The sequence below is a fragment of the Lysobacter antibioticus HS124 genome, from assembly GCF_000336385.2.
GTDB lineage: Bacteria > Pseudomonadota > Gammaproteobacteria > Xanthomonadales > Xanthomonadaceae > Lysobacter > Lysobacter firmicutimachus.
The window spans coordinates 1-21,350 of sequence record NZ_HG424444.1; the positions used below are offsets into that span (position 1 = coordinate 1).

At 71.2% G+C, this 21,350-nt stretch carries 21 protein-coding genes and 1 pseudogene; 11 read left to right on the forward strand and 11 right to left on the reverse strand.

The window, feature by feature from the left end:
- Positions 1–138 precede the first annotated feature (138 nt).
- Both TX83_RS01100 and purH read right to left on the reverse strand, forming a co-directional pair.
- On the reverse strand, positions 139–828 hold the full coding sequence (locus TX83_RS01100) for a hypothetical protein (RefSeq protein ID WP_064746078.1): 690 nt from the start codon (positions 826–828) through the stop codon (positions 139–141).
- Between the two features lie 43 nt (positions 829–871).
- On the reverse strand, positions 872–2,428 hold the full coding sequence (purH, locus tag TX83_RS01105; RefSeq protein WP_425606066.1) for a bifunctional phosphoribosylaminoimidazolecarboxamide formyltransferase/IMP cyclohydrolase: 1,557 nt from the start codon (positions 2,426–2,428) through the stop codon (positions 872–874).
- 330 nt (positions 2,429–2,758) lie between these two features.
- On the opposite strand from purH, the gene TX83_RS01110 reads away from it, so the two are divergent.
- The 8 genes from TX83_RS01110 to TX83_RS01140 are packed head-to-tail and all read left to right on the forward strand — an operon-like array spanning position 2,759 to position 10,649.
- Positions 2,759–3,406 (forward strand): CDP-alcohol phosphatidyltransferase family protein, encoded by a 648-nt coding sequence (locus TX83_RS01110; RefSeq protein ID WP_064746080.1) that lies wholly within the window; start codon positions 2,759–2,761, stop codon positions 3,404–3,406.
- Entirely contained in the window at positions 3,403–5,163 is a 1,761-nt protein-coding gene (locus TX83_RS01115) for a bifunctional alpha/beta hydrolase/class I SAM-dependent methyltransferase (protein WP_064746081.1), read from the forward strand. The genes TX83_RS01110 and TX83_RS01115 overlap by 4 nt, the downstream gene beginning before the upstream one ends.
- A complete protein-coding gene (locus TX83_RS01120; RefSeq protein ID WP_064746082.1) occupies positions 5,160–6,506 on the forward strand; it encodes a phosphatase PAP2/dual specificity phosphatase family protein in 1,347 nt (448 codons plus the stop codon). Before TX83_RS01115 ends, TX83_RS01120 begins: the two co-directional genes overlap by 4 nt.
- Entirely contained in the window at positions 6,503–6,970 is a 468-nt protein-coding gene (locus tag TX83_RS23130; protein WP_064746083.1) for a hypothetical protein, read from the forward strand. Before TX83_RS01120 ends, TX83_RS23130 begins: the two co-directional genes overlap by 4 nt.
- Positions 6,967–8,403: a TIGR04222 domain-containing membrane protein gene (locus TX83_RS01125; protein ID WP_064746084.1), complete on the forward strand. Its 1,437-nt coding sequence runs from the start codon at positions 6,967–6,969 to the stop codon at positions 8,401–8,403. The genes TX83_RS23130 and TX83_RS01125 overlap by 4 nt, the downstream gene beginning before the upstream one ends.
- A 16-nt stretch (positions 8,404–8,419) precedes the next feature.
- The gene (locus tag TX83_RS01130; protein ID WP_064746085.1) at positions 8,420–9,073 is read left to right on the forward strand and encodes a CDP-alcohol phosphatidyltransferase family protein; all 654 of its coding nucleotides are present in this window, start codon (positions 8,420–8,422) and stop codon (positions 9,071–9,073) included.
- Positions 9,070–9,702, forward strand: a complete 633-nt coding sequence (locus TX83_RS01135) for a lysophospholipid acyltransferase family protein (protein WP_064746086.1) — start codon at positions 9,070–9,072, stop codon at positions 9,700–9,702. The genes TX83_RS01130 and TX83_RS01135 overlap by 4 nt, the downstream gene beginning before the upstream one ends.
- Positions 9,699–10,649 (forward strand): phosphatidate cytidylyltransferase, encoded by a 951-nt coding sequence (locus TX83_RS01140; RefSeq protein ID WP_064746087.1) that lies wholly within the window; start codon positions 9,699–9,701, stop codon positions 10,647–10,649. The genes TX83_RS01135 and TX83_RS01140 overlap by 4 nt, the downstream gene beginning before the upstream one ends.
- Before the next feature lie 394 nt (positions 10,650–11,043).
- Here the strand turns inward: TX83_RS01140 and fis are convergent, their stop codons facing one another.
- From fis to prmA, 3 genes are all read right to left on the reverse strand, one after another.
- A complete protein-coding gene (fis, locus tag TX83_RS01145; RefSeq protein WP_031370276.1) occupies positions 11,044–11,316 on the reverse strand; it encodes a DNA-binding transcriptional regulator Fis in 273 nt (90 codons plus the stop codon).
- 119 nt (positions 11,317–11,435) lie between these two features.
- On the reverse strand, positions 11,436–12,113 hold the full coding sequence (locus TX83_RS01150) for a DUF3426 domain-containing protein (RefSeq protein WP_075574924.1): 678 nt from the start codon (positions 12,111–12,113) through the stop codon (positions 11,436–11,438).
- 326 nt (positions 12,114–12,439) lie between these two features.
- A complete protein-coding gene (gene prmA, locus TX83_RS01155; protein WP_064746088.1) occupies positions 12,440–13,360 on the reverse strand; it encodes a 50S ribosomal protein L11 methyltransferase in 921 nt (306 codons plus the stop codon).
- 91 nt (positions 13,361–13,451) lie between these two features.
- Here prmA and TX83_RS01160 point away from each other — a divergent pair, with 91 nt between their 5' ends.
- From TX83_RS01160 to TX83_RS01170, 3 genes and pseudogenes are all read left to right on the forward strand, one after another.
- Positions 13,452–14,474, forward strand: coding sequence for a hypothetical protein (locus tag TX83_RS01160; protein ID WP_064746089.1), 1,023 nt, complete (start codon positions 13,452–13,454; stop codon positions 14,472–14,474).
- A gap of 358 nt (positions 14,475–14,832) precedes the next feature.
- Positions 14,833–15,699 carry a hypothetical protein gene (locus tag TX83_RS01165; protein WP_428992526.1) on the forward strand — a complete coding sequence of 289 codons (867 nt, stop codon included), beginning with the start codon at positions 14,833–14,835 and terminating at the stop codon, positions 15,697–15,699.
- Positions 15,696–16,046: pseudogene (locus TX83_RS01170) on the forward strand (hypothetical protein); the annotation flags it as partial. The gene TX83_RS01165 and the pseudogene TX83_RS01170, both read left to right, overlap by 4 nt.
- Before the next feature lie 227 nt (positions 16,047–16,273).
- On the opposite strand, the gene accC reads toward TX83_RS01170, so the two are convergent.
- The 6 genes from accC to dsbD all read right to left on the reverse strand — a co-directional run.
- Positions 16,274–17,641, reverse strand: coding sequence for an acetyl-CoA carboxylase biotin carboxylase subunit (gene accC / locus TX83_RS01175; protein ID WP_064746090.1), 1,368 nt, complete (start codon positions 17,639–17,641; stop codon positions 16,274–16,276).
- Positions 17,631–18,071: a four helix bundle protein gene (locus TX83_RS01180; protein WP_064746091.1), complete on the reverse strand. Its 441-nt coding sequence runs from the start codon at positions 18,069–18,071 to the stop codon at positions 17,631–17,633. The genes accC and TX83_RS01180 overlap by 11 nt, the downstream gene beginning before the upstream one ends.
- A 26-nt stretch (positions 18,072–18,097) precedes the next feature.
- A complete protein-coding gene (accB, locus tag TX83_RS01185) occupies positions 18,098–18,583 on the reverse strand; it encodes an acetyl-CoA carboxylase biotin carboxyl carrier protein (RefSeq protein WP_064746092.1) in 486 nt (161 codons plus the stop codon).
- A 58-nt stretch (positions 18,584–18,641) separates the two neighbouring features.
- Positions 18,642–19,082, reverse strand: a complete 441-nt coding sequence (aroQ, locus tag TX83_RS01190; RefSeq protein ID WP_064746093.1) for a type II 3-dehydroquinate dehydratase — start codon at positions 19,080–19,082, stop codon at positions 18,642–18,644.
- 269 nt (positions 19,083–19,351) lie between these two features.
- A complete protein-coding gene (locus tag TX83_RS01195; protein ID WP_075574922.1) occupies positions 19,352–19,951 on the reverse strand; it encodes a TlpA family protein disulfide reductase in 600 nt (199 codons plus the stop codon).
- Between the two features lie 10 nt (positions 19,952–19,961).
- The coding region (gene dsbD, locus TX83_RS01200; protein ID WP_141233296.1) for a protein-disulfide reductase DsbD at positions 19,962–21,350 on the reverse strand (1,389 nt) is incomplete at its 5' end.

A 21,350-nucleotide genomic window follows, 5' to 3' on the forward strand; every position in this document is an offset into this window, starting at 1 on the left:
AGCGGTTTACGCAAGCGCAGACACCGAAGCTCGGACATCCGGGCTTCTTCGTTTCGCGGCTTCCGGGCTTCGGGTTGTGGCGTGGTATTGCGCCGCTTCGGTTGGTCGCGGCTTACGCCGCTCCTACAGAGAGCTGGGTCAGCGGATGACGGCGCTCTGGCCGATCACGCCGTCGCGGCGCAGGCGTTGCATCGCCAGGTCGGCGAGGCTGTCCCATTGCGGCGGCGGCAGGCGGTTCTTGCGCAGGTGCCAGAGCAGGGCGATCGATTGATAGCGGCCCTCGCGCCAGGTCAAGGTCGCGCGCCAGGCGGGTTGCAGCGATTGCGGCTCGAGCAGTTCGACCCGGTAGGTGTGCTCGGCGACGCGACGGCCGTCCATTCGTTGATCGGCCAGCGAGACGCGCAGCACCGGCGCGGCGAAGTCACGGATCGCCTGTGCGATGCGCGTTTGATGAGCGGCGGCGGCATCGCGGTCCTGGCCCTGCGCGGTCTGGCCGAAGCGCTCCTCGTCGCTGCGCGCGGACAATGACTGGGTGCGATAACCGGCCTCGTCCAGGCGTCGCGCCAGGGCGCGGGCGAGCGAGGCGGTGTGGTCGCGGCGCAGGCCGGCGTCGATGCCGAGGGTCACGTCCGGTTCGACCAGCAGCACGGTCATGGCCTGGCGGTCCGACGGCAGCGGGCCCAGGGTTTCGCTGTCGACCGACTGCCGGCGCAAGTACTGCCAGGCGCCCCAGCCGGCCAGGACCAGCAGCATCAGGCCCAGCGCCAGCAGCTTGCGCACGACTGCGGCGCGCAGGACGGGGCGGCGGGTCGGGGCGACGGTCGTCATGGTCGCGGCCGCGGGGACGCGCGTGGCGTCCCCGCGTTCGGGCTCAGTGGCGGAAGTGGCGCACGCCGGTGAACACCATCGCCAGGCCGTGCTCGTCGGCGGCGGCGATGACTTCGCTGTCGCGCATCGAGCCGCCCGGCTGGATCACCGCCTTGATGCCGGCCGCCGCGGCGGCGTCGATGCCGTCGCGGAACGGGAAGAAGGCGTCGGAGGCCATCACCGAACCCGGCACGACCAGGCCGGCTTCCTCGGCCTTGAGCGCGGCGATCTTGGCGCTGACCACGCGGCTCATCTGCCCGGCGCCGATGCCGATGCTGCGGTGGTCGCGGGCGTAGACGATGGCGTTGGACTTGACGAACTTGGCGATGCGCCAGGCGAACAGCAGATCGTTGAGCTGGGCCTCGGTGGGGGCGAGCTTGCTGACCACCTTGAGCTCGTCGCGGCCGACTTCGCGCAGGTCGCTGCTCTGGACCAGCAGGCCCGAGCCGATCCGCTTGACGTCGTGCAGGTTGCGGCCGGTGCCGTGCGGGATGCGCAGCACGCGCACGTTGGCCTTCTTCTTGGCGTATTCGACCGCGCCGTCCTCGTAGTCGGGGGCGATCAGCACCTCGACGAACTGGCGGTCGAGGATGGCCTTGGCGGTGGCGGCATCGAGCTTGGTGTTGAAGGCGATGATGCCGCCGAAGGCCGAGGTCGGGTCGGTGGCGTAGGCCAGTTCGTAGGCGTCGCCGCAGGCCACGCCCTCGGCCACGCCGCAAGGGTTGGCGTGCTTGACGATCACGCAGGCCGGGCGCTCGAACTGGCGCACGCATTCCCAGGCCGCGTCGGCGTCGGCGAGGTTGTTGAAACTCAGTTCCTTGCCCTGCAGCTGGGCGAAGGTGGCCAGGGTGCCCGGCACCGGGTACAGGTCGCGATAGAACGCGCCCTGCTGGTGCGGGTTTTCGCCGTAGCGCAGGTCCATGACCTTGACGAAGCTGGCGTTGTGCTGCGCCGGGAAGGTCTGCGCGCTGCCGTCTTCGGCGATCGCCGAGAGGTGGTTGCTGATCGCCGCGTCGTACTGGGCGACGCGGTTGAACGCGGCCACGGCGAGGGCGAAGCGGGTCTTGGCCGACAGCGCGCCGGCGTTGCCGTCGAGTTCGGCGACCAGGCCGGCGTACTGGGCCGGGTCGGTGGCGACGGCGACGCGGGCGAAATTCTTCGCCGCCGAACGCAGCATCGCCGGGCCGCCGATGTCGATGTTCTCGATGATGTCCTCGAACGAGGACGACGGGTCGGCGGAAACCTTCTCGAACGGATACAGGTTCAGCACCAGCAGGTCGATCGCGGCGATGCCGTGTTCGGCCATGACCGCGTCGTCGGTGCCGGCGCGGCCGAGCAGGCCGCCGTGCACGATCGGATGCAGGGTCTTGACCCGGCCGTCCATCATCTCGGGGAAGCCGGTGACTTCGGAGACGTCGCGCACGGCCAGGCCGGCGTCGCGGATCGCCTTGGCGGTGCCGCCGGTGGACAACAGTTCCACGCCGTGCGCGGCGAGGGCGCGGGCGAGATCGAGGAGGCCGGTCTTGTCGGACACGGACAGCAGGGCGCGACGGAGTTTCACCGGCGAGCCGGTCGAGCGGTCGGAGGTCATTGCGGGGAGGGAGGCTGCGGAAGGGCGCGGGAATTATAGCCGCCGGGGGCGGGCGGCCGGTCCGTTCAGGGCGGTATGGGGGAGGGGGAAGGCCGAGGCACATCCTCCCGGCCCGGTTCGAAAAAAAGGGGGGAGGGGGGATTTGTTCCCGCCCTGCGGCGACCCGGTGCCGCCCCGCGTCCCGCCCGGGCTACTGGCGCTATACCGCATCGATGGCGCGCCCGGCCGGGGCCCAAGGTTGCGCGCAGCGGCTAAGCTGTCCGCCGGCGCCCCACCGGGCGCGAAGGAACGCAGGAGCCGATGGCCTCGATCTACGCTTTGAAAGGACGCTTCCAAGCCTTGCTGCGGCCGCTGGTGCGGCGCTTGCACGCGCTTGGCGCCACCGCCAACCAAGTCACCGTGGCCGCGGCCCTGGTCTCGCTCGCGGTGGCCGCGGCGGTGGGCTTGGGGGCGACGACGCGGCCAGCGCTGTTTTTGCTGCTGCCGGGGTGGATGTTCCTGCGCATGGCGATGAACGCCATCGACGGCATGCTGGCGCGCGAGTTCGGCCAGCAGTCGCGGCTGGGCGCCTACCTCAACGAACTGGCCGACGTGATCGCCGACAGCGCGCTCTACCTGGCCCTGTTCGCCGTGCCCGGACTGATGACCGCGCCGATGATCGCCTTCGTGGTGCTGGCGGCGCTGACCGAATACGCCGGCGTGCTCGGGCCGATGATCGGCGCGCCGCGCCGCTACGATGGCCCGATGGGCAAGAGCGACCGCGCCTTCGCGGTCGGCCTGCTCGGCGTGCTGCTGGCGGCCGGCTGGATCGGCGCGGCGACCGTGAATGCGGCGCTGGTATTGCTGAGCGCGCTGTGCGCGTGGACGGTGGTGCGCCGCGTGCGTGCCGGTTTGCGGCATCATGCCGCGCAGGACGCGGTTGCAGAACGACAGGGAGAACGCCCGTGAGGGAAGCGCAGGAACGCTATTTCGCCACTTTCGACGATACCGAGCTGTTTTACCGGCACTGGCCGGCGCAGGCATCCGCCGACGGCGGGCCGCGCCGGGCGATCGTGCTGCTGCACCGCGGCCACGAGCACTCCGGCCGGGTCGCGCACTTGGTCGACGAACTGAATCTGGCCGAGTACGACGTGTTCGCCTGGGACGCGCGCGGCAACGGCCGTTCGCCCGGCGAGCGCGGCGACGCGCCGGGCTTCGAGGCGCTGGTGCGCGACCTGGACCGCTTCGTCGCCCACATCGGCGGCAAGCACGGCATCGCGGTCGAGGACACCGCCGTGGTCGCGCAGAGCGTCGGCGCGGTGGTCGCCGCCACTTGGGCGCACGACTACGCGCCGCGGCTGCGTGCGCTGGTGCTGGCGTCGCCGGCCTTCAAGGTCAAGCTGTACGTGCCGTTCGCGCGGCCCGGCCTGAAGCTGATGCAGACGTTGCGCGGCAACTTCTTCGTCAACAGCTACGTACAGCCGCAATGGCTGACCCACGACCCGGAACGGGTCGAAAGCTATCGCAAGGACCCGCTGATCACCCGGCCGATCTCGGTGCGGGTGCTGCTGGGCCTGTACGAGGCCGCCGACCGCATCGTCGCCGACGCTCAGGCGATCACCGTGCCGACCCAGCTGCTGGTCTCGGGCTCCGATTTCGTGGTCCACCGCGGGCCGCAGGACCGCTTCTACGAAAACCTCGGCGCGCCGATCAAGGAGCGCCACCTGCTCGACGGCTTCTACCACGACACCCTCGGCGAGAAGGGCCGAGCGGCCGCGGTCAACCGCATCCGCAGCTTCCTGCAGGCGCGTTTCGCCGAGCCGCTGCGCCGCGCCGATCTCGCCGACGCGCACCGCAGCGGCCCCAGCTTCGAGGAATCGGAGAAGCTGAGCTGGCCGCCGCAGCGCTGGTCGCTGGCCGACCTGCGTTGGCGTTTCGTCCGCGCCGGCTTGCGTTTCGGCGGCAAGCTGTCGGAGGGGATCAAGCTCGGCCTGGACACCGGCTTCGACTCCGGCAGCAGCCTGGACTACGTCTACCGCAACCAGGCGCGCGGCGCCGGGCCGCTCGGACGGATGGTCGACCGCAACTACCTCGACGCGATCGGCTGGCGCGGCATCCGCGTGCGCCGCACCCACCTGCACGAGCTGCTGCGCGAGGCGATGCGCCGGCTGCGCGCGGCCGGCCTGCCGGTGCACGCGATCGACATCGCCGCCGGCCACGGCCGCTACGCGCTGGAGGCGCTGGCCGGGGAGGGCGCGCAGGCCGATTCGGTGCGCCTGCGCGATTACAGCGAGCTCAACGTCGACAAGGGCCGGGCCCTGATCGAGCAGCTCGGCGCCGGCGCGCTGGCGCGCTTCGACCAGGGCGACGCCTTCGACCGCGAGGCGCTGGCCGCGCTCGATCCGCGTCCGACCCTGGCGGTGGTGTCGGGCCTGTACGAGCTGTTCCCCGATAACGACCAGGTGCGGCGCTCGCTCGAGGGCCTGGCCGCGGCGGTGCCGGAGGGCGGTTTCCTGGTCTACACCGGCCAGCCCTGGCACCCGCAGCTGGAGTTCATCGCCCGTGCCCTGACCAGCCACCGCGGCGGCGCGGCCTGGGTGATGCGCCGGCGCAGCCAGCAGGAGATGGACGATCTGGTGCGCGCGGCCGGCTTCCGCAAGGTCGAGCAGCGCATCGACGCGTTCGGCATCTTCACCGTGTCGCTGGCGCAGCGGGTCGGCGCATGAGCGCCGCGCCCGGGCGGCGTCCGTGGGGACGCGCCGCACTGTGGTTGCTGGTGCTGGCGCCGCTGTTCTTCCTCAGCTACGGCTATGCCAACGGCGTGGCCGCGGCGCGCGCCGACGTGCCCAGCATCGTGTTCGACTGGGAGCGGGCGATTCCGTTCTGGGCCTGGACCATCGTGCCGTACTGGTCGATCGACCTGTTCTACGGCATCTCGCTGTTCGCCTGCCGCGACCGCCGCGAGCTCGACACCCAGGGCCTGCGCCTGTTGACCGCGCAGGCGATCGCGATCGCCTGTTTCCTGCTGTGGCCGCTGCGCTTCTCGTTCCAGCGTCCGGACAGCGACGGCGTGTTCGGCTGGCTGTTCGACGTGCTGCTGGGCTTCGACAAGCCCTTCAATCAGGCGCCGTCGCTGCACATCGTGCTGCTGATCCTCTTGTGGGTGCGCTTCGCCGCGCATCTGCACGGCGCCTGGCGCTGGCTGCTGCACGGCTGGTTCGCCCTGATCGGCGTGTCGGTGCTGACCACGTATCAGCACCACTTCGTCGACATCCCCACTGGCCTGCTGGCCGGCTGGCTGTGCGTATGGCTGTGGCCGGAACGCGCGCCGGCGCCGTGGCGCGGCCTGGACCCGGCGCGCGACGCGCAGCGCTGGAAGCTGGCGGCGCTGTACGCGCTCGGCGCGGCGGCGTGCGCGGCGGCGGCCTGGTGGCTGCGCGGCGCCGCGTGGTGGCTGCTGTGGCCGGCGTTGTCGCTGGCGCTGGTCGCGATCAATTACGCCCTGCTCGGCGCGAACGGCTTCCAGAAGCGCGCCGACGGCCGTCTGAGCATGGCCGCGCGCTGGCTGTTCGCGCCGTACCTGCTGGCGGCGTGGCTCAATTCGCGCTGGTGGACGCGGCGCGCGCCGCAGCCGGTGGCGGTCGCCGACGGCGTCTGGCTCGGCCGGGTGCCGGGCGCGGGCGAGCGCGGCGCCTTCGCCGGCATCGTCGACTGCAGCGCCGAACTGTCCTTGCCGGTGTGGCGCGAGGGCGATGCGGTGCGGCCGATGTTGGATCTGGTCGCGCCGACGCCGGTGCAGCTCGCCGAGGCGGCGCAGGACATCGAGCGCCTGCGGGCGCGCGGCGAAGTCCTGGTCTGTTGCGCGCTGGGCTACTCGCGCAGCGCCGCGGCGGTGGCGGCGTGGCTGCTGCGCAGCGGCCGCGCGCATTCGCTGGATGCGGCGATCGAAACCTTGCGCCGGGCGCGTCCGGCGATCGTGCTCGGCCCGGCCCATCGACGTGCCCTGCAGGCCTGCCTGGACGGCGACACGGCCATGCCGGCCGCGGCGGTCGGAGGCGAAGCCGCTTGAACGCCGGCCCGTTCGAATGGCGGGCGATGGCCGCTATGCTGGCGCAGGGGCGCTGGCTGCGCGCGATCTCATTGTGGTTGCTCGCGGCGGCGCTGGCCGGGCTGTGGTGGTCGACGGCGCCGTTGCGGACGGCCGTGTTGCTCGGCAGCGTGGTCGCCGCGCTGATGCAGGCTTATTACGCACTGCGGGTCGATTTCGATGCGCGGCTGCTGCAGGCGCTGGCCGAGACCGCACCGGACGGGGAAGACGAGGCGGCTGCGGCGCTGCGGTTGGACGCCGGCCTGATCGGCTTGGGCCTGTTGCCGGCCGCGCGTGCCGGCCGCGACTGGGCCGCGCGCTGGCGCGGCGCGTTGGGTTTGCTGCGCCGGCAGGCGGCCGCGCTGTTGTTGCAGTGGGCGCTGTTGGCGGGAGCTTTCGTGTTGGACGGGACCTGGTTGGGACGCATCGCCGGAGCGAGTGCATGAGCGGAACCCACGCGTGGACCGCCGGGCAGCGGGCCTTGTGGCAGCGCTTGCGGGACTACCGCTTCGGCGGCGATGCGGACGAGGCCTTCGTATCGCGGGTCGCGCACGAGTGCGGCTGCGACCGCGAGACCGCCCTGGCGGCGTTGGAGGAGTACCGGCGCTTCTGCTTCCTGGCGATCGAGGCCGGGCATGCGGTGACGCCCAGCCGGTTCGTCGACCGGGTCTGGCATGTCCACGTCACCGACACTCGCGACTACTGGGAGCGGTTCTGCCCGCAGGTGCTGCAGCGGCCGCTGCATCACGCGCCCTCGCGCGGCGGTGCCGACGAGGACGAGCGTCATCGCCGCCAGTACCGCGACACCTGCACCAGCTACGGCTTTTTCTTCGGCGAGCCGCCGGTGCGGTTCTGGGGCGAGGCCGAACCGGAGCCGGTGTCCGCGCCGGCCGCGGCGGCGCAGCCGCCATCGGGTTTGCCGTGGCCGTCGGAGCCGCGTGGCCTCGGGCGAGCCTTCTGGATCTGGAGCGCGCTGTCGGCGGCCGCGCTGACGCTCGGCGCGGCCGCGCACGGCACGATCGATGCCCTGCAGTGGCGCGGCGGTGCGTTCCTGGCGCTGTACGCCGCCTTGCTGGGCTGGACCTTCGTCGCCGGCGGCGCTGCGCAGCGCGCGTTGCGCGGGCCGAACCGGCGCAGCGAGCGCCCGGTCGACGATCCGGTGGCGCTGGGCTTCCTGGCCGCCGGCCCCCAACGCGCGGCCGACGTCGCCATCGTCGAATTGCTGAGCAGCGAAGCATTCAAGCTCGATCTTTCCGGCGCGGCGAGCCGGAGCGATGCCTCGCGGGCCTGGCTGCGCCGGCACCGCCCCGACGCGGCGCTGCCGCCACGGCTGCAGGCCGCTGCCGCGCTGGTGCAGCGAAAGCAGCGTCTCGACGACGCGCACCGCGCCTTGGAAGCGCACTACCGCGGCCTGGCCGAACCGATGCGCGCGCAGGGTTGGTGGCTGACGTCGGCGCAGGACTGGCAGGCGCGCGCGGTCGCGGCCTTGCCGATGCTCGTACTGATCGGCTTCGGACTGAGCAAGATCGGCATCGGCCTCGCGCGCGACCGGCCGGTCGGGTTTCTGGTGGTGTTGACCCTGCTGGCCGCACTGCTGACCGTGGTGCGCCTGGGCAGCCTGCAACGCCGCAGCCGCAGCGGCGATTGGGCGCTGCACGACGCGGCGCGTCGGGTGCGCGAGCGCGGCGATTACGGCGACTACGGCGCGCGCGTGGCCCTGGCCGGCAGCTCGGCCCTGGTCGGCACCGCGCTGGTCGACTACCACTGGGTGCGCACGCCGACGCCGTCGAGTTCCAGCGATTCCGGCAGCGGCACCAGCAGTTGCAGCGGCGGCGGCAGCTGCGGGGGCGGCGGCGGTTGCGGCGGCTGCGGCAGTTGAACACGGGGCACGAGCGATGAGCGAACCCACACCGATGCGGCGTCGCCACGGCTGGCGCCTGGTCTTGCTGGCGCGTCTGCGCGTCAGCGGCGCGACGCCGAACGGGATTTCCCTGTTTGCGATCGGGCTGGCCGCGCTGGCCGGCCTGTCGTTCCTGTTCGCCCTGCGCGACCCGCCGCATTACGGCGCCGCGCTGCTGGCGTTCGCCGCGCTGTGCCTGCAGGGACGGCTGCTGTGCAATCGGCTCGACGGCCTGCTGGCGCGTCGCGGCGGCCTGGTCGGCAAGGCCGGCGAGGTCTACAGCGACGCGCCGGACCGGCTCGCCGATGCGCTGATATTTCTCGGCGTCGGCTACGGCCTGGCGCCGTGGCTGGCCTGGGGGCCTGACCTGGGCTGGGCCGCGTCGCTGTTGTCGGTCGGCACCGCCTATGTGCGCGTGCTCGGCCTGGCCTGCGGCCTGCGCGAACATCGCGAAGGCCCGATGGCGCGGCGGCCGCGGATGATCGCGATGAGCGTGGCCGCGGCTCTGGCTGCGGTCGGCCTGGCCCTGGGGCAGGCCACGGCGGTGGCCTGGCTGCTCGCCGCCGCGCTGGCGGCGGTGGTGTTGGGCGCGGCTTGGACGGTGGCGGTACGACTGCGCGCGATCGTGCGCGAACTGGAGTCGCGATGATTTCGCAATTGCTCGCCGCCGGCTTCAGCGGCGCGATCCGCGCCTTGACCGGCGCGCGCGCGCTGTGGCGCTGCGCGCCCTCGGCCGATCACCGGGTGTATTACGGCAACCACGTCAGCCACGGCGATTTCGTCATGATCTGGTCGGCGCTGCCGCCGGCGTTGCGTCGCGACGTGCGCCCGGTGGCCGGCGCCGAGTACTGGCAGCGCGACGGGCTGCGCCGCTACCTGATCCGCGAAGTCTTCAACGGCGTGCTGATCGAGCGCGATCCGGCGCAGCGCACGCGCGACGCCATCGAGACCCTGTGCGAAGCGGTCGACGGCGGCAGTTCGTTGATCCTGTTTCCGGAGGGCACGCGCAACCAGAGCGACGAACCGCTGCTGCCGTTCAAGAGCGGCCTGTACCACCTGGCGCGTTGCCGCCCGGAGTTGGAGTTCGTGCCGGTGTGGATCGACAATCTGGCCCGGGTCATGCCCAAGGGCAAACTGTTGCCGCTGCCCTTGCTGTGCACGGCGACCTTCGGCGACACCCTGCGGTTGCAGGCCGACGAGGGCAAGGACGCATTCCTGGAGCGCGCGCGCGGCGCCTTGCTGGCGCTGTCGGAGAACGGCCAGGGAGGTGCGGCATGATCGAGTTCCTGCGCGCGCAGCCGCATTCGGTGCTGTTGTTCGGCGGCGTCGCGGCGGTGCTGCTGCTCGCCACCGCGATCGCCGAGTTCCTGCGCTGGCGCACCCGCGACCGGCCCAGCGCGGTGATCGCCAACCTGGTCGCGCGGATCCGCGCCTGGTGGGTGATGGCGCTGGTGGTCGGGGTCGCCTTCGCGATCGGCCGGGTCGGCATGATCGTGCTGTTCGCCTTGGTGTCGTTGTTCGCCTTGCGCGAATTCATCACCCTGACCCCGACCCGGCGCAGCGATTACTACGCGCTGCTGGCGGCGTTCTACCTCGCCCTCCCGCTGCAGTACTGGCTGGTCTACACCGACTGGTACGGCCTCTACACCTTGCTGATTCCGGTGTACGCGTTCTTGCTGTTGCCGATCCTGGCCACGGTCGGCGAAGACACCACGCGCTACCTGGAACGTACGGCGAAAGTGCAGTGGGGCTTGATGATCTGTGTGTTCAGCATTTCCCACGTGCCGGCGCTGATCAATCTGCGCATTCCCGGCTACGAGGGGCGCAACCTGCTGCTGATCGCGTTCTTGGTGATCGTGGTGCAGTCCTCGGACGTGCTGCAGTACGTGTGGGGCAAGCTGTGCGGCAAGCGCCTGATCGCGCCGCGGTTGTCGCCGTCGAAAACGGTCGAGGGTTTCGTCGGCGGCGTGGCCTCGGCGACCGCGCTGGGCGCGGCGTTGTGGTGGATCACGCCGTTCTCGCCCTGGCAGGCGGCGGCCCTGGCCCTGGTCATCAACCTGATGGGCTTCTACGGCGGCCTGGTGATGTCGGCGATCAAGCGCGACCGCGGGATCAAGGACTGGGGCCACATGATCGAGGGCCACGGCGGCGTACTCGACCGGCTCGATTCAGTGTGCTTCGCGGCGCCGGTGTTCTTCCACTTGATCCGATACTGGTGGGTGTGACCGAACCGCTCAGCGCGCATTGCGCGCTGGTTCGGTCACACGCCCGGCCAAGGATGGCCGGAGCGGGCGTTCCGACGCCCGCGCATGCGCCGCCATGGATGGCAGCCTGCTGCCGATAGAAGCGCCGTACGCGCGCACTGCGCGCTGGTCCGTCTACACACCCGGCCAAGGATGGCCGGGTCGCCTTCTGTAGGAGCGGCGTCAGCCGCGACAACCGCAGCGGTGTGCGCAAGCGTTGCGGCCGAAGACCGGACGTGCGAAACCGGCGCCCGACCGCGAGCGCAGAATAGGACGCACAAAAAACGGCCGTTTGTCGGCGGTCTCGGGTGGAATACGTGGTATTCGGCCGCTGCGGTTGTCGCGGCTTACGCCGCTCCTACAGGGCGGCGAGGCGTTACTCGAGACCGTACTCGCGCAGCTTCTTGCGCAGGGTGGCGCGGTGGATGCCGAGCATCGCGGCGGCGCGGCTCTGGTTGCCGTCGCAGTGCTGCAGTACTTCGGCGAACAGCGGGATCTCGAGTTCGCGCAGGGCGATCTCGTACAGATTCTCGGTGCCGCTGCCGTTCAGGTCACCCAGGTAACGACGGATCGAAGTCGCGACATGATCGCGCAACGGAACGCGGGGTCCGGAGCGGGCGGCTTCGTTGCGGTCGTTGAGAGCGTTCAAGTGCGTCCCCGTGCAGGTGTCTGTCCGCCGGGATCAGTACGGCGCGCTCGCTGCACGCCCGCCGACGGGAGGGGGAGTCTAGCGCGCGGGAGTCGCGGCAGACAACGCGACGGCGGCAATCAGCGGAAGTCGAAGGTGAACGCGACCACGTGCGGCGCCGGTTCGAGCACGTCGAACTGGACCGCCGCGCTCTGTCCCGGTGCGATCAGTCCGCCGGACGGCTGGCCTTTGCGGTAATCCTGTGGAGAGAACGCGCGCTGCCCGACCCGGCGGCCATCGACGTCGTCCAGGCTCAGCACCAGGATCGGCCAAGGCTGCGGCCAACGCGCGTCGTTGCGGAAACTGGCGGTGACGCGCAGCACGCCGGCGCGGCCGTCGACCGGCAGCACGTTGCGGTTGAGCATGGTCAAGGCGGCCGGTTCGCGCCACGGCGGAATCGAGCAGGACAATGCGCTGCACAGGCCGGCGACCAGCGGCCGCCAGCGTGCGTCGGCGGCGAGCTCGGCGCGCTGCGCGAGCAGCAATTGCAGGGCCAGCGCCAACGCCAGCACCAGCACCGCAAGCGGACCGAGCCAGGGGCGCCGCGACGGCGCGGCGGCGGCTTCGGCGCGTGCGCGGCTGCGCACGAAGCTGGGCTGGGCGCGGACATGGGCGACCGCGGTTTCGGATTTGCCTTGCCGCCGCGGCGGCGTGCGCCGCGGCGCCGGTTCGGGCGCGGCCTGGATCAGCGGCGGCAGCGGCGTATCGAGCGCGTCGGGCGTCGTCGTCGAGCCGTTGTCCGCAGGCTCGTCCTGCACGGGGCGGGTTGCTTCGCCCGGATCGGGTCGCGCTTCGTCGCCGTCGCCCTCCTGCGCGTTGTCCGGCGTCGGGGCCGCGACGCGTTGCGCGGCATCGCCGGCCGCTTGCGTCGTTCCGGCGTCGACGCCGGCGCTCGCCTCCTGCGTTGTCGCGGCGGCAAGGTCCGACGCCGCAGGCGCGGGCTCCGCATCCGTCGCCGAGGGCAGCGCCCGGCCGCAACGCGGACAAGAACGGGCCGGACCGTCTTGACCGACGATCAGCGCGACGAGGTAACCGCAGTGAGGGCAGGCGACGAACATCGGTTTATTCAATCACGCCCGAGGCCTCAGCGCCGGCGCACGCCTGTGACCCGCATCCAGTCTTCGAGCCGGTCGGCGCGCAACTGTTCGAAGTCCTGCGCGTAGCGGGCCAGCACCTCGTCCTCCTGGCCGGCGAGGATGCCGGACAAGGCGATGCGGCCACCGGGTTCGACCCGCGCGGCCAGCGTGTCGGCGAGCGCGACCAGGGCCGAGGCGAGGATGTTGGCGACCACCACCGGATATCGCTGCGCCGGTTCGTCCTGCGGCAGATGGACCTCGATGCGCTGATCGACCTGGTTGCGTTCGGCGTTGTCGCGGGTGGCGAGGATCGCCTGCGGATCGTTGTCGACGCCGACCGCGTGCGCCGCGCCGAGCTTGAGCGCGGCCAGGGCGAGGATGCCGGAACCGCAGCCGAAGTCGAGCACGCGGCGGCCGACGAGTTCGCCGTCGTCGGCGAGCCGGTCCAGCCACTGCAGGCACAGCGAGGTGGTCGGGTGAGTGCCGGAGCCGAACGCCAGGCCCGGGTCCAGGCGCACCACCGCGGCATCGGCGGCGTCGGCGCCCTCCGGCAGTTCCTGATTCCACGGCACGATCCAGGTGCGGCGGCCGAATTGCAGCGGTTCGTACTGGTCCATCCAGGCGCGTTCCCAATCCTGGTCCTCGACCCGGCGGAACTGCACCTGAGTCCATTCCAGGTCGGGATCGAACGACTCCAGCGCCGCCAGCAGCACCAGCGCGTCGGCATCGTGCGGGAACAGCGCGCTGAGCACGATCGACTGCCACAGCGGCGTTTCGCCGACCCCCGGCTCGAGGATGGCGTGTTCGTTGCCGGTGTCGGCATCGGCGTCGAGCATGGTCACGGCGAGCGCGCCGACGTCGTCCAGCGCGGCTTCGTAGCGCGGCTGTTCGGCTTCGCTGCAGCGCAGGGTGATTTCGAGGAAGGGCATCGGCACGGCGCGGGACGGAAACGGCGGCCATTATTGACCCGTTTCGGCGCGATCAGATAGCGTGCCGCGCAACCGACAGGAGCGATACGCCATGGACCCGCATCTCCCGACCGTCCCGGCCGCCGCGCGCCTGCGTACCTGGGCCCTGCTCGGCGGGCTGGCCTTGGCCGCCGCCTGCACCCGCGAGGCGGCCCCTGCCGCAGTGGCCGCCGCGCCGGCGCCTGCTCCCAGCGCGGCGCCGGCCGAGCCGGCGCAAACGCCGGCGTCCGGCCCGGCGATCGAGGTGCGCGGCGAGCTCCCCGGGCTGCGCCTGGAAGCCTTGAGCGCGCTGCCCAACCCCGGCGAGGCGGCGTTGCCCAGCGAAGACGACCCGACCCGCTGCGGCCCCGAGTCGATTTCGAAGGAAGGCGGTCTTGCCCGCGACGCCGGTTGGGCCGTGTTCGCCGAAGAAGACTGGAACGGCTACCGGGTGGTCGGCATCTCGCATCCGGCGGTGATGTTGGCCGGCATCGGCTGTACGTTCCCCGGCGGTCGGGTGCTGTTCTTCCGCGACGGCCGGCCGGTGGCGCAATTGTTCGATCCCAAGGCGGACGCCAGCGAAGCCGACAGCGGCCTGCAAGGGCTGTGGAATCCGGGCCAGGGCAAGAACCCGGCGATGGAGGGCGCGGCCGCGGAACTGCGCGTCGGCGACGGGCGCACCGCGCGTGCGCGGGTGCTGGCCCGCGGGCAGGCGCTGGAGCTGGCGGCGCTGCCGGCGCTGGACCGTTACTGCGGCGGCGAGGCGGAGGTGCCGCGGATCGAGCGGCTGGAGCTGCCGAAGGCGCGCGAACTCCTGTTCGCCCAGGGCTGGCGCGGCGATCCGCCCGAGCGCGAGGACGGGTTGGAAAACTTCCTCGGCGGCATGATCCGGGCTTACCCCGAAGTCGAGGATTGCGCCGGCACGGGCATGGGCTACTGCCGCTTCGCCTATCGCAACGAGGCCGGGCATGCGCTGGCCCTGATCACCGCCGGCGAATACCAGGCGGCCGAGGACGGCAAGCCGGGTTACGAACCGTCCGCGGTCGGTTACGAGGTGACTTGCGCCGCCGACGGTCCGGCCGCCGGCGCCGACTGAGCCTGAACGGGTGTCCGGCCGGTGGCCGGCCGGCCCGGCAAACTGAGGCGCCGTTCACGGTTCATCCGCGCGCAGGCATCGGCGCGCGGCTTGACTTACTATCGGCATCTCAGCGAAGCACACCATGCGCCGTGCGGCCCCGCCCACCGGCGCCGGGGCGCCGCGCTGCGGCCCGGTCGCAGCGTCGCTACTTTCCCACCGAGTAACGGTCTTGATGTCCGATGCCTGCACGTCCGACTACAAGCAGCGCCCGTCCGCGGCGTTCGCGGGGGCGCGCGTGAGCCGGTGGCCGGTGCTGGCGGCGTTGGGGGCGACGGCCTTGGCCTTGGCCCTGGTGTATGCGCGCCGTCCGGTAGAGGTGCCGGCGGCGACCGCGGCCGCGCCGAACCTGATCCTGCCGACCACGGCGCGGGCGGCGCGCGGCGACGTGGCGCGCGACGATGCCGTGGCCGCGATCGCGCCGCGGGCCGCGCCGGTCGGCGCGGCGTCGCCGTCGCCGCTGCGGGTCCAGTTCGAGCAGGCGCCGGACCTGTTCGCCTATGCCCAGTCGATCCGTTCGCGCGCCGAGGCCGGCGAGCCGGAGGCGATCTGGCTGCTGAGCCGGGTCTACGACTATTGCGCGAACTACTCCAGCGCGCCGGTCGACTACGCCGCCGACACCCGCGCGATCGAAGCCATGAAGCTGCGCACCTCGGCGGCGATGGCCGGCGCGCGGCAGCGGGTCAGCGACCGTTGCGCGCGCTTCGCGCCGGAAGACGGGCTCAATTATCAGCTGGTGTTCCTCAAGCGGGTCGAAGCGGCCCAGGCCGGCAGCCTGCCCGCCGAGGCCTCGCTGCTGGCCAGCGGCAAGCCGCTGGAGAAGACCGAGGAATACCGGGCCAATCTGGTCGACCGGGTGCTGCGTTCGAAGGACCCGGAGGCCTATTCGGCGCTGGCGCCCGGCATGGGCATCGTGTCGTCGGGCCGGCGCAGCGGGTCTTCGCGCCTGGCCGGCACCCAATTCGCGGAACTGGCCTGGCAGCTGGCGGCGTGCCAGCTCGGCCAGGATTGCAGTTCGAACGGCTCGTTGATGACTTCGTATTGCGCCAATGGCGGCATCTGCTCGCAGGATCCGACCCAGGATTTCGCGGGCTTCGTATACGACGCGGCGATCCCGCGTCAGGGGGCGGAAGTGGTGGATGAAATGGTCGAGTCGCTGGTCGGCGAAAAGAGGACAGCGCAATGAATCGCAAGCACTTCGTAACTACGGCCAAGATCGGTTTCTGGGCGCTGCTGCTCAGCGCGTACTCGGTCGGCGCCGCCGGCGTGATGATCGATGTGTTCGCCGACGACTACCGCGACCTGTCGCGGGTCGCGGTGACGTCGGTCGACTCCAAGAGCGAGTTGCGTTCGCTCAGCGCGGCGCAGATCGCGGCGGTGTACCGCGCCCAGAGCGGCGCGCCGTTCTCGTCGCTGCCGCCGGGCAGCACCTTCAAGGTGGTCTGGCCGGACGGCTCCAGCGAGTACGTCATGGTGGTCAGCTCGTCTTCGAGCGGCGGCGTGCGGCCGATCCCGGGCACCCAGGTGCCGGCCAGCGGCAAGGGCGGCGACAAGCAGGCGCCGAAGCGGGTGCTGCCGTCGACCGATCTCACCGAGGCCGACATCGAGGGCATGGCGGCGTGGGTCGAGCCGGTGCCGCGATGAACCGGCGTCGGGACGCGCGCGGTCGCTGACGCGGCCGCGTCCGGCCTGCGAAAACGCAAACGGCCCGCGTCCTGCGACGCGGGCCGTGCTTTTTCCGGTGCCGTGGCGACCGCGGCTCAGACGATCGAGATCGTCTTTTCCTTCTGTTCCTTGAGCCGCTTTTCCAGGTAGTGGATGTTCATGCCGCCCTGCTGGAAGCCGGCATCGGACAGGATGCGCTGCTGCAGCGGGATGTTGGTCTTGATGCCGTCGACGACCATCTCGCTGAGCGCCACGCGCATGCGCGCGATCGCGGTCTCGCGGTCGGGGCCGTGCACGATCAGCTTGCCGATCATCGAGTCGTAGTTCGGCGGCACCCGGTAGCCCTCGTAGATGTGGCTGTCCACGCGCACGCCCGGGCCGCCGGGGGCGTGGAAATGCTGGATCAGGCCGGGGCAGGGCATGAAGGTTTCCGGGTCTTCGGCGTTGATCCGGCATTCGATGGCGTGGCCTTCCAGCACCACGTCTTCCTGCTTGATCGACAGTTTGCGGCCGGCGGCGATCATCAGCTGCTCGCGCACCAGGTCGATGCCGGTGACCAGTTCGGTGACCGGATGCTCGACCTGGATGCGGGTGTTCATTTCGATGAAGTAGAAGCGGCCGTTCTCGTACAGGAACTCGAACGTGCCGGCGCCGCGGTAGCCGATGCGGATGCAGGCCTCGACGCAGACCCGGCCGATCTCGGCGCGCTGCTCGGCGCTGATGCCCGGCGCCGGCGCTTCCTCGACCACCTTCTGATGGCGGCGCTGCATCGAGCAGTCGCGTTCGCCGAGGTGGATGGCGTTGCCCTGGCCGTCGGCGAGCACTTGGATCTCGACGTGGCGCGGGTTCTCCAGGAACTTCTCCATGTACACCATGTCGTTGCCGAACGCGGCCTTGGCTTCGGACTTGGTGGTCTGGATCGCGGCGTTGAGGTGGGCTTCGGTGTGGACCACGCGCATGCCGCGGCCGCCGCCGCCGCCGGCGGCCTTGACGATGATCGGGTAGCCGATCTCGCGCGCGATCTTGATGTTGGCGGCGTTGTCGTCGCCGAGCGGGCCGCCGCTGCCGGGCACGCAGGGCACGCCGGCCTCCTTCATCGCCCGGATCGCCTCGACCTTGTCGCCCATCAGGCGGATGGTCTCGGCGCGCGGGCCGATGAAGACGAAGCCGGACTGTTCGACGCGCTCGGCGAAGTCGGCGTTCTCGCTGAGGAAGCCGTAACCGGGATGGATCGCCTGGGCGTCGGTGACCTCGGCCGCGGCGATGATCGAGGCCATGTTGAGGTAGCTCTCCGACGACGGCGCCGGCCCGATGCAGACCGATTCGTCGGCCATGGCGACGTGCTTGAGGTTGCGGTCGACGGTGGAATGCACCGCGACCGTGCGGATGCCGAGGGCGTGGCACGCGCGCAGGATGCGCAGCGCGATTTCGCCGCGGTTGGCGATGACGACTTTATCTAGCATGGGATTCGGGATTGGGAATTTGGGATTCGTAAGCCGCGGAGGGCTCGCGGATCGTGCGTGGGCCGGAGTCGAGCGTTCTGATCAGGGCGTTCAGACGGGCGAAGGTACGGTCGAGCAACTGAGCGAGCAGCGGATCGGGCGCGACGAAATCCAGGCGTTCGGCGATTTGCAGCTGCGTGTCCAACTCGGCCAGCGAGCCGCGGGCGATCGACAGGAAACGCAAGTACTCCTGGGTCGATCGACGCGCGGCGCCTTCGGCGATGTTCGAAGGCACGCTGACGGCGGTGCGTCGCAGTTGCGCAGTCAGACCGAACCGCTCGGAATCGGGAAGCGCGTCGGAGTGGCGATAGACCCCTTCGACCAACGCCATCGCATCGCGCCATACCTCCAGGCGCTCGTGCGGCCGCTGCTTGTCCGAATCCCGAATCACGAATCCCCAATCCCGTCGTAATCGGCTCAGCCGATTACGAACAGAGGCTGATCGAACTCGATCGGCTGGCCGCTTTCGGCCAGGATCTTGAGCACGGTGCCGGAGACGTCGGCTTCGATCGGGTTGAACATCTTCATCGCTTCGATGATCGCCAGGGTGTCGCCGGCCTTGACCGTCTGGCCGACGCTGACGAAGGCGGGCTTGTCCGGAGCCGGCGAGGTGTAGAAGGTGCCGACCATCGGCGCGCGCACGACGTGGCCGTCGGGCAGGTCGCTGCCGACCGCCTTGGCGCTGCCGCCGGTGGCCGCTTCGGTCGGCGAGTGCATCGGCATCGGCGCGGCCGGGCGCTCCGGGGGCGGGGCGTAGACGGCCTGGACCGGTGCGGCGGCCGGGTAGCCGCCCTTCGGGGCGCGGGCCAGGCGGACCGATTCTTCGCCTTCCTTGATCTCGATCTCGGCGAGGTTGGATTCCTCGAGCAGGTCGATCAGTTTCTTGATTTTGCGCAGGTCCATGGAGCGGGCCTCAAGTGGGATTCGTCGGGCGGGCCGCGCGGGCGCGGCCCGGTTGGATTCAGGATGCCAGCCGCTTGATGGCAGCTTCGAGCGCGTAGCGGTAACTGTCGGCGCCGAAACCGCAGATCACGCCGACGGCGAGATCGCTGACGTAGCTGTGGCGGCGGAACGGCTCGCGGGCGTGCGGGTTGGACAGGTGGACCTCGATGAACGGGATCGCCACCGCGGCCAGGGCGTCGCGGATCGCCACGCTGGTGTGGGTGAAGGCGGCCGGATTGATCAGGATCAGCGCGGTGCCGTCGCCGCGAGCGGCCTGGATGCGCTCGACCAGGGCGTGCTCGGCATTGGACTGCAGGCTGTCCAGGCGGTGCCCGGCCGCTTCGGCGCGCTGGCGCAGGTCGGCGTCGATCTCGGCCAGGGTGGTGCGGCCGTAGACCTCGGGCTCGCGCGTGCCGAGCAGGTTCAGGTTGGGGCCGTGCAACACCAGGAGCTGGGCCATCGGACCGGGGCGGGTAGCCTTCGAAGGGCGGCAGTGTGCGTCACCAGCGCGCAGCTGTCCAGAAGTTGCCCGCCAAATCGACGAAGTTGCGGCGTTTTAAGCAGTTGTTTGAGTGCCTGCTCTAGACCGTATCCGGGCGCTTGGCAAGTACCGGAACGGCGGGACGCGACCGTTTTCCGCTGCGATCGTGGCGGCCGCTGCAATCGCGCACTGCAAGCGGGGTCACGCATCGTTTCGGCGACGTTCGCCGCCGTTGGCGGCCAGCCGCCCTAGTCGACCCAGCCTTCGATCTCGCCGTCGGCGAACGGGCCGATGCGTTGCTTGAGCAGTGTGCCGTCTGCGCCGATCAATACCGTGTACGGCAGCACGCCTTTGGGGTTGCCCCATCGCACCCCGGCGTCGCGCGGCCCCGGGGCGTCGAGCAGGATCGGATAGCCGACCGGCACCCGCTGCAGGAAGGCGGCGACCGAATCGCGGTCGTCCAGGGCGATGCCGATCACTTGCACGCCGCTGCCGTCCTGGCTGCGCGCGTAGCGGTCCAGTTCCGGCATTTCCTTGATGCAGGGCCCGCACCAGCTGGCCCATAGATTGACCAGCAAGGGCCGGCCGGCATACGCCTGCGGCAGCGACAGCGGGCGGCCGTCGAGGCCGGGCAGGGTCAGGCTCGGCACCGCGGCGCCGCGCTGGGCCACGGCCAGGCCGGCCGGCGGCTTGGGCGCGTCCTTCGCGTACCAGGCCTGCAGCGCGCGCTGGCCGAGTTCGGTGCGGGTCAGCAGGCCGCCGCCGCCGACCCACTGGCCGGCGAGCAGGCCGATGCCGCCGGCGAGCACGGCCACGGCGACGATCTTGAGGCTGGACGGGATCGCCATCGGCGCGGCCTCAGGGCCCAGACGCGCGCGTGGCGCGTTCGGCGAAGGCCGGTGCCTTCTCGAAGCCGAACAGGCGCAGCTCGCGGCGTTCCGCGCCGGCGACGAAGTACAGCGTCGCCGGCGGGCCGATGATGCCCAGGCGCTGCATCAGCGCCTGATCGAGCTCGTCGTTGGCGGTCACGTCGGCCTTGAGCAGGACGAAGCCGTCCAGGGCCCGATGCACCTGCGGTTCGGGGAAGGTGTACTTCTCCATCTCTTTGCAGGCCACGCACCAGTCGGCGTAGAAGTCGAGCATCAGCGGCTTGCCGGCGGCCTGGGCGGCGGCGATCTCGCGGTCGAGATCGGCGCTGGACTTGATCTTGCGGAACGGCAGCTCGGCCGGATGCGCGGCACCGCCGCGCAGGCCGGCCAGCGGGCGCAGCGGGTCGTTGCCGCCGGCCAGGGCGCCGAGCACCTGCGCCGCGCCGGCCAAGCCGAGCAGCAGCGCGGCCAGCCAGGCCAAGGCGCGCAGGCCGTTGGCCTGGCTGCGGCCGCCGCCCGACAGCGCGATCAGCACCGCCGCGCCGAGCAGCAGCGCGCCCCACAGGCCCAGGGTCAGCGCGCCGGGCAGGATGCGCGACAGCATCCACACCGCCATGCCCACGAACACCAGGCCGAACGCGCGCTGCACCGCGACCATCCACGGCCCGCTGGTCGGCAGGCCGCGGCCGGCGGCGACGCCGAATGCGATCAAGGGCGCGCCCATGCCCATCGCCAGCGCGAACAGCGCCGCGCCGCCGAACAGCGGATCGCGGGTCTGGCCGATGTACAGCACCGCCGCGGCCAGTGGCGGGGCGACGCAGGGGCCGACGATCAGCGCCGACAGCGCGCCCATCACCGCCACGCCCAGCCAGGAACCGCCGCGCTGGCGGTTGCTGATCTCGCCCAGACGGTTGCGCAGCGCCGCCGGCAGCTGCAGTTCGTACAGGCCGAAGCTGGACAGGGCCAGGGCCAGGAACAGCAGGGCGAACAGCACGATCACCCACGGCGTCTGGAAGGCGATCTGCAGGTTGGCGCCGACCAGGCCGGCGATCACTCCGGCGATGGTGAACACCACCGCGTTGGCGAGCACATAGACCAGCGACAGGGCGAAGGCGCGGCGCGCGCCCAGGCCCGGGCCCTGGCCGACGATCAGGCCGGACAGGATCGGCACCATCGGCAGCACGCAGGGAGTGAAGGCGAGCAGCAGGCCGAAGCCGAAGAAGGTCAGCAACGCCCAGTAGCGGTTGGGGCCCTTGAGCGAGGCGGCGAGCAGGCTGTCTTCGGCCTGCGGCGCGGCGGCGTCGGCGCTCGGCGGCGCGGTTGCGGCGCGTGCTGCGCCGGCGTTGGCGGTGCCCGCGCCGGCTGCCGGCGGGGGCGG

Bases quoted from the DNA above. Each gene is read 5' to 3' on its own strand.
- TX83_RS01100 (WP_064746078.1), bottom strand. From the start codon at position 828: ATGACGACCGTCGCCCCGACCCGCCGCCCCGTCCTGCGCGCCGCAGTC.
- TX83_RS01110 (WP_064746080.1), top strand. From the start codon at position 2,759: ATGGCCTCGATCTACGCTTTGAAAGGACGCTTCCAAGCCTTGCTGCGG.
- TX83_RS01120 (WP_064746082.1), top strand. From the start codon at position 5,160: ATGAGCGCCGCGCCCGGGCGGCGTCCGTGGGGACGCGCCGCACTGTGG.
- TX83_RS01125 (WP_064746084.1), top strand. From the start codon at position 6,967: ATGAGCGGAACCCACGCGTGGACCGCCGGGCAGCGGGCCTTGTGGCAG.
- TX83_RS01130 (WP_064746085.1), top strand. From the start codon at position 8,420: ATGAGCGAACCCACACCGATGCGGCGTCGCCACGGCTGGCGCCTGGTC.
- TX83_RS01135 (WP_064746086.1), top strand. From the start codon at position 9,070: ATGATTTCGCAATTGCTCGCCGCCGGCTTCAGCGGCGCGATCCGCGCC.
- TX83_RS01140 (WP_064746087.1), top strand. From the start codon at position 9,699: ATGATCGAGTTCCTGCGCGCGCAGCCGCATTCGGTGCTGTTGTTCGGC.
- prmA (WP_064746088.1), bottom strand. From the start codon at position 13,360: ATGCCCTTCCTCGAAATCACCCTGCGCTGCAGCGAAGCCGAACAGCCG.
- TX83_RS01160 (WP_064746089.1), top strand. From the start codon at position 13,452: ATGGACCCGCATCTCCCGACCGTCCCGGCCGCCGCGCGCCTGCGTACC.
- accC (WP_064746090.1), bottom strand. From the start codon at position 17,641: ATGCTAGATAAAGTCGTCATCGCCAACCGCGGCGAAATCGCGCTGCGC.
- accB (WP_064746092.1), bottom strand. From the start codon at position 18,583: ATGGACCTGCGCAAAATCAAGAAACTGATCGACCTGCTCGAGGAATCC.
- aroQ (WP_064746093.1), bottom strand. From the start codon at position 19,082: ATGGCCCAGCTCCTGGTGTTGCACGGCCCCAACCTGAACCTGCTCGGC.
- TX83_RS01195 (WP_075574922.1), bottom strand. From the start codon at position 19,951: ATGGCGATCCCGTCCAGCCTCAAGATCGTCGCCGTGGCCGTGCTCGCC.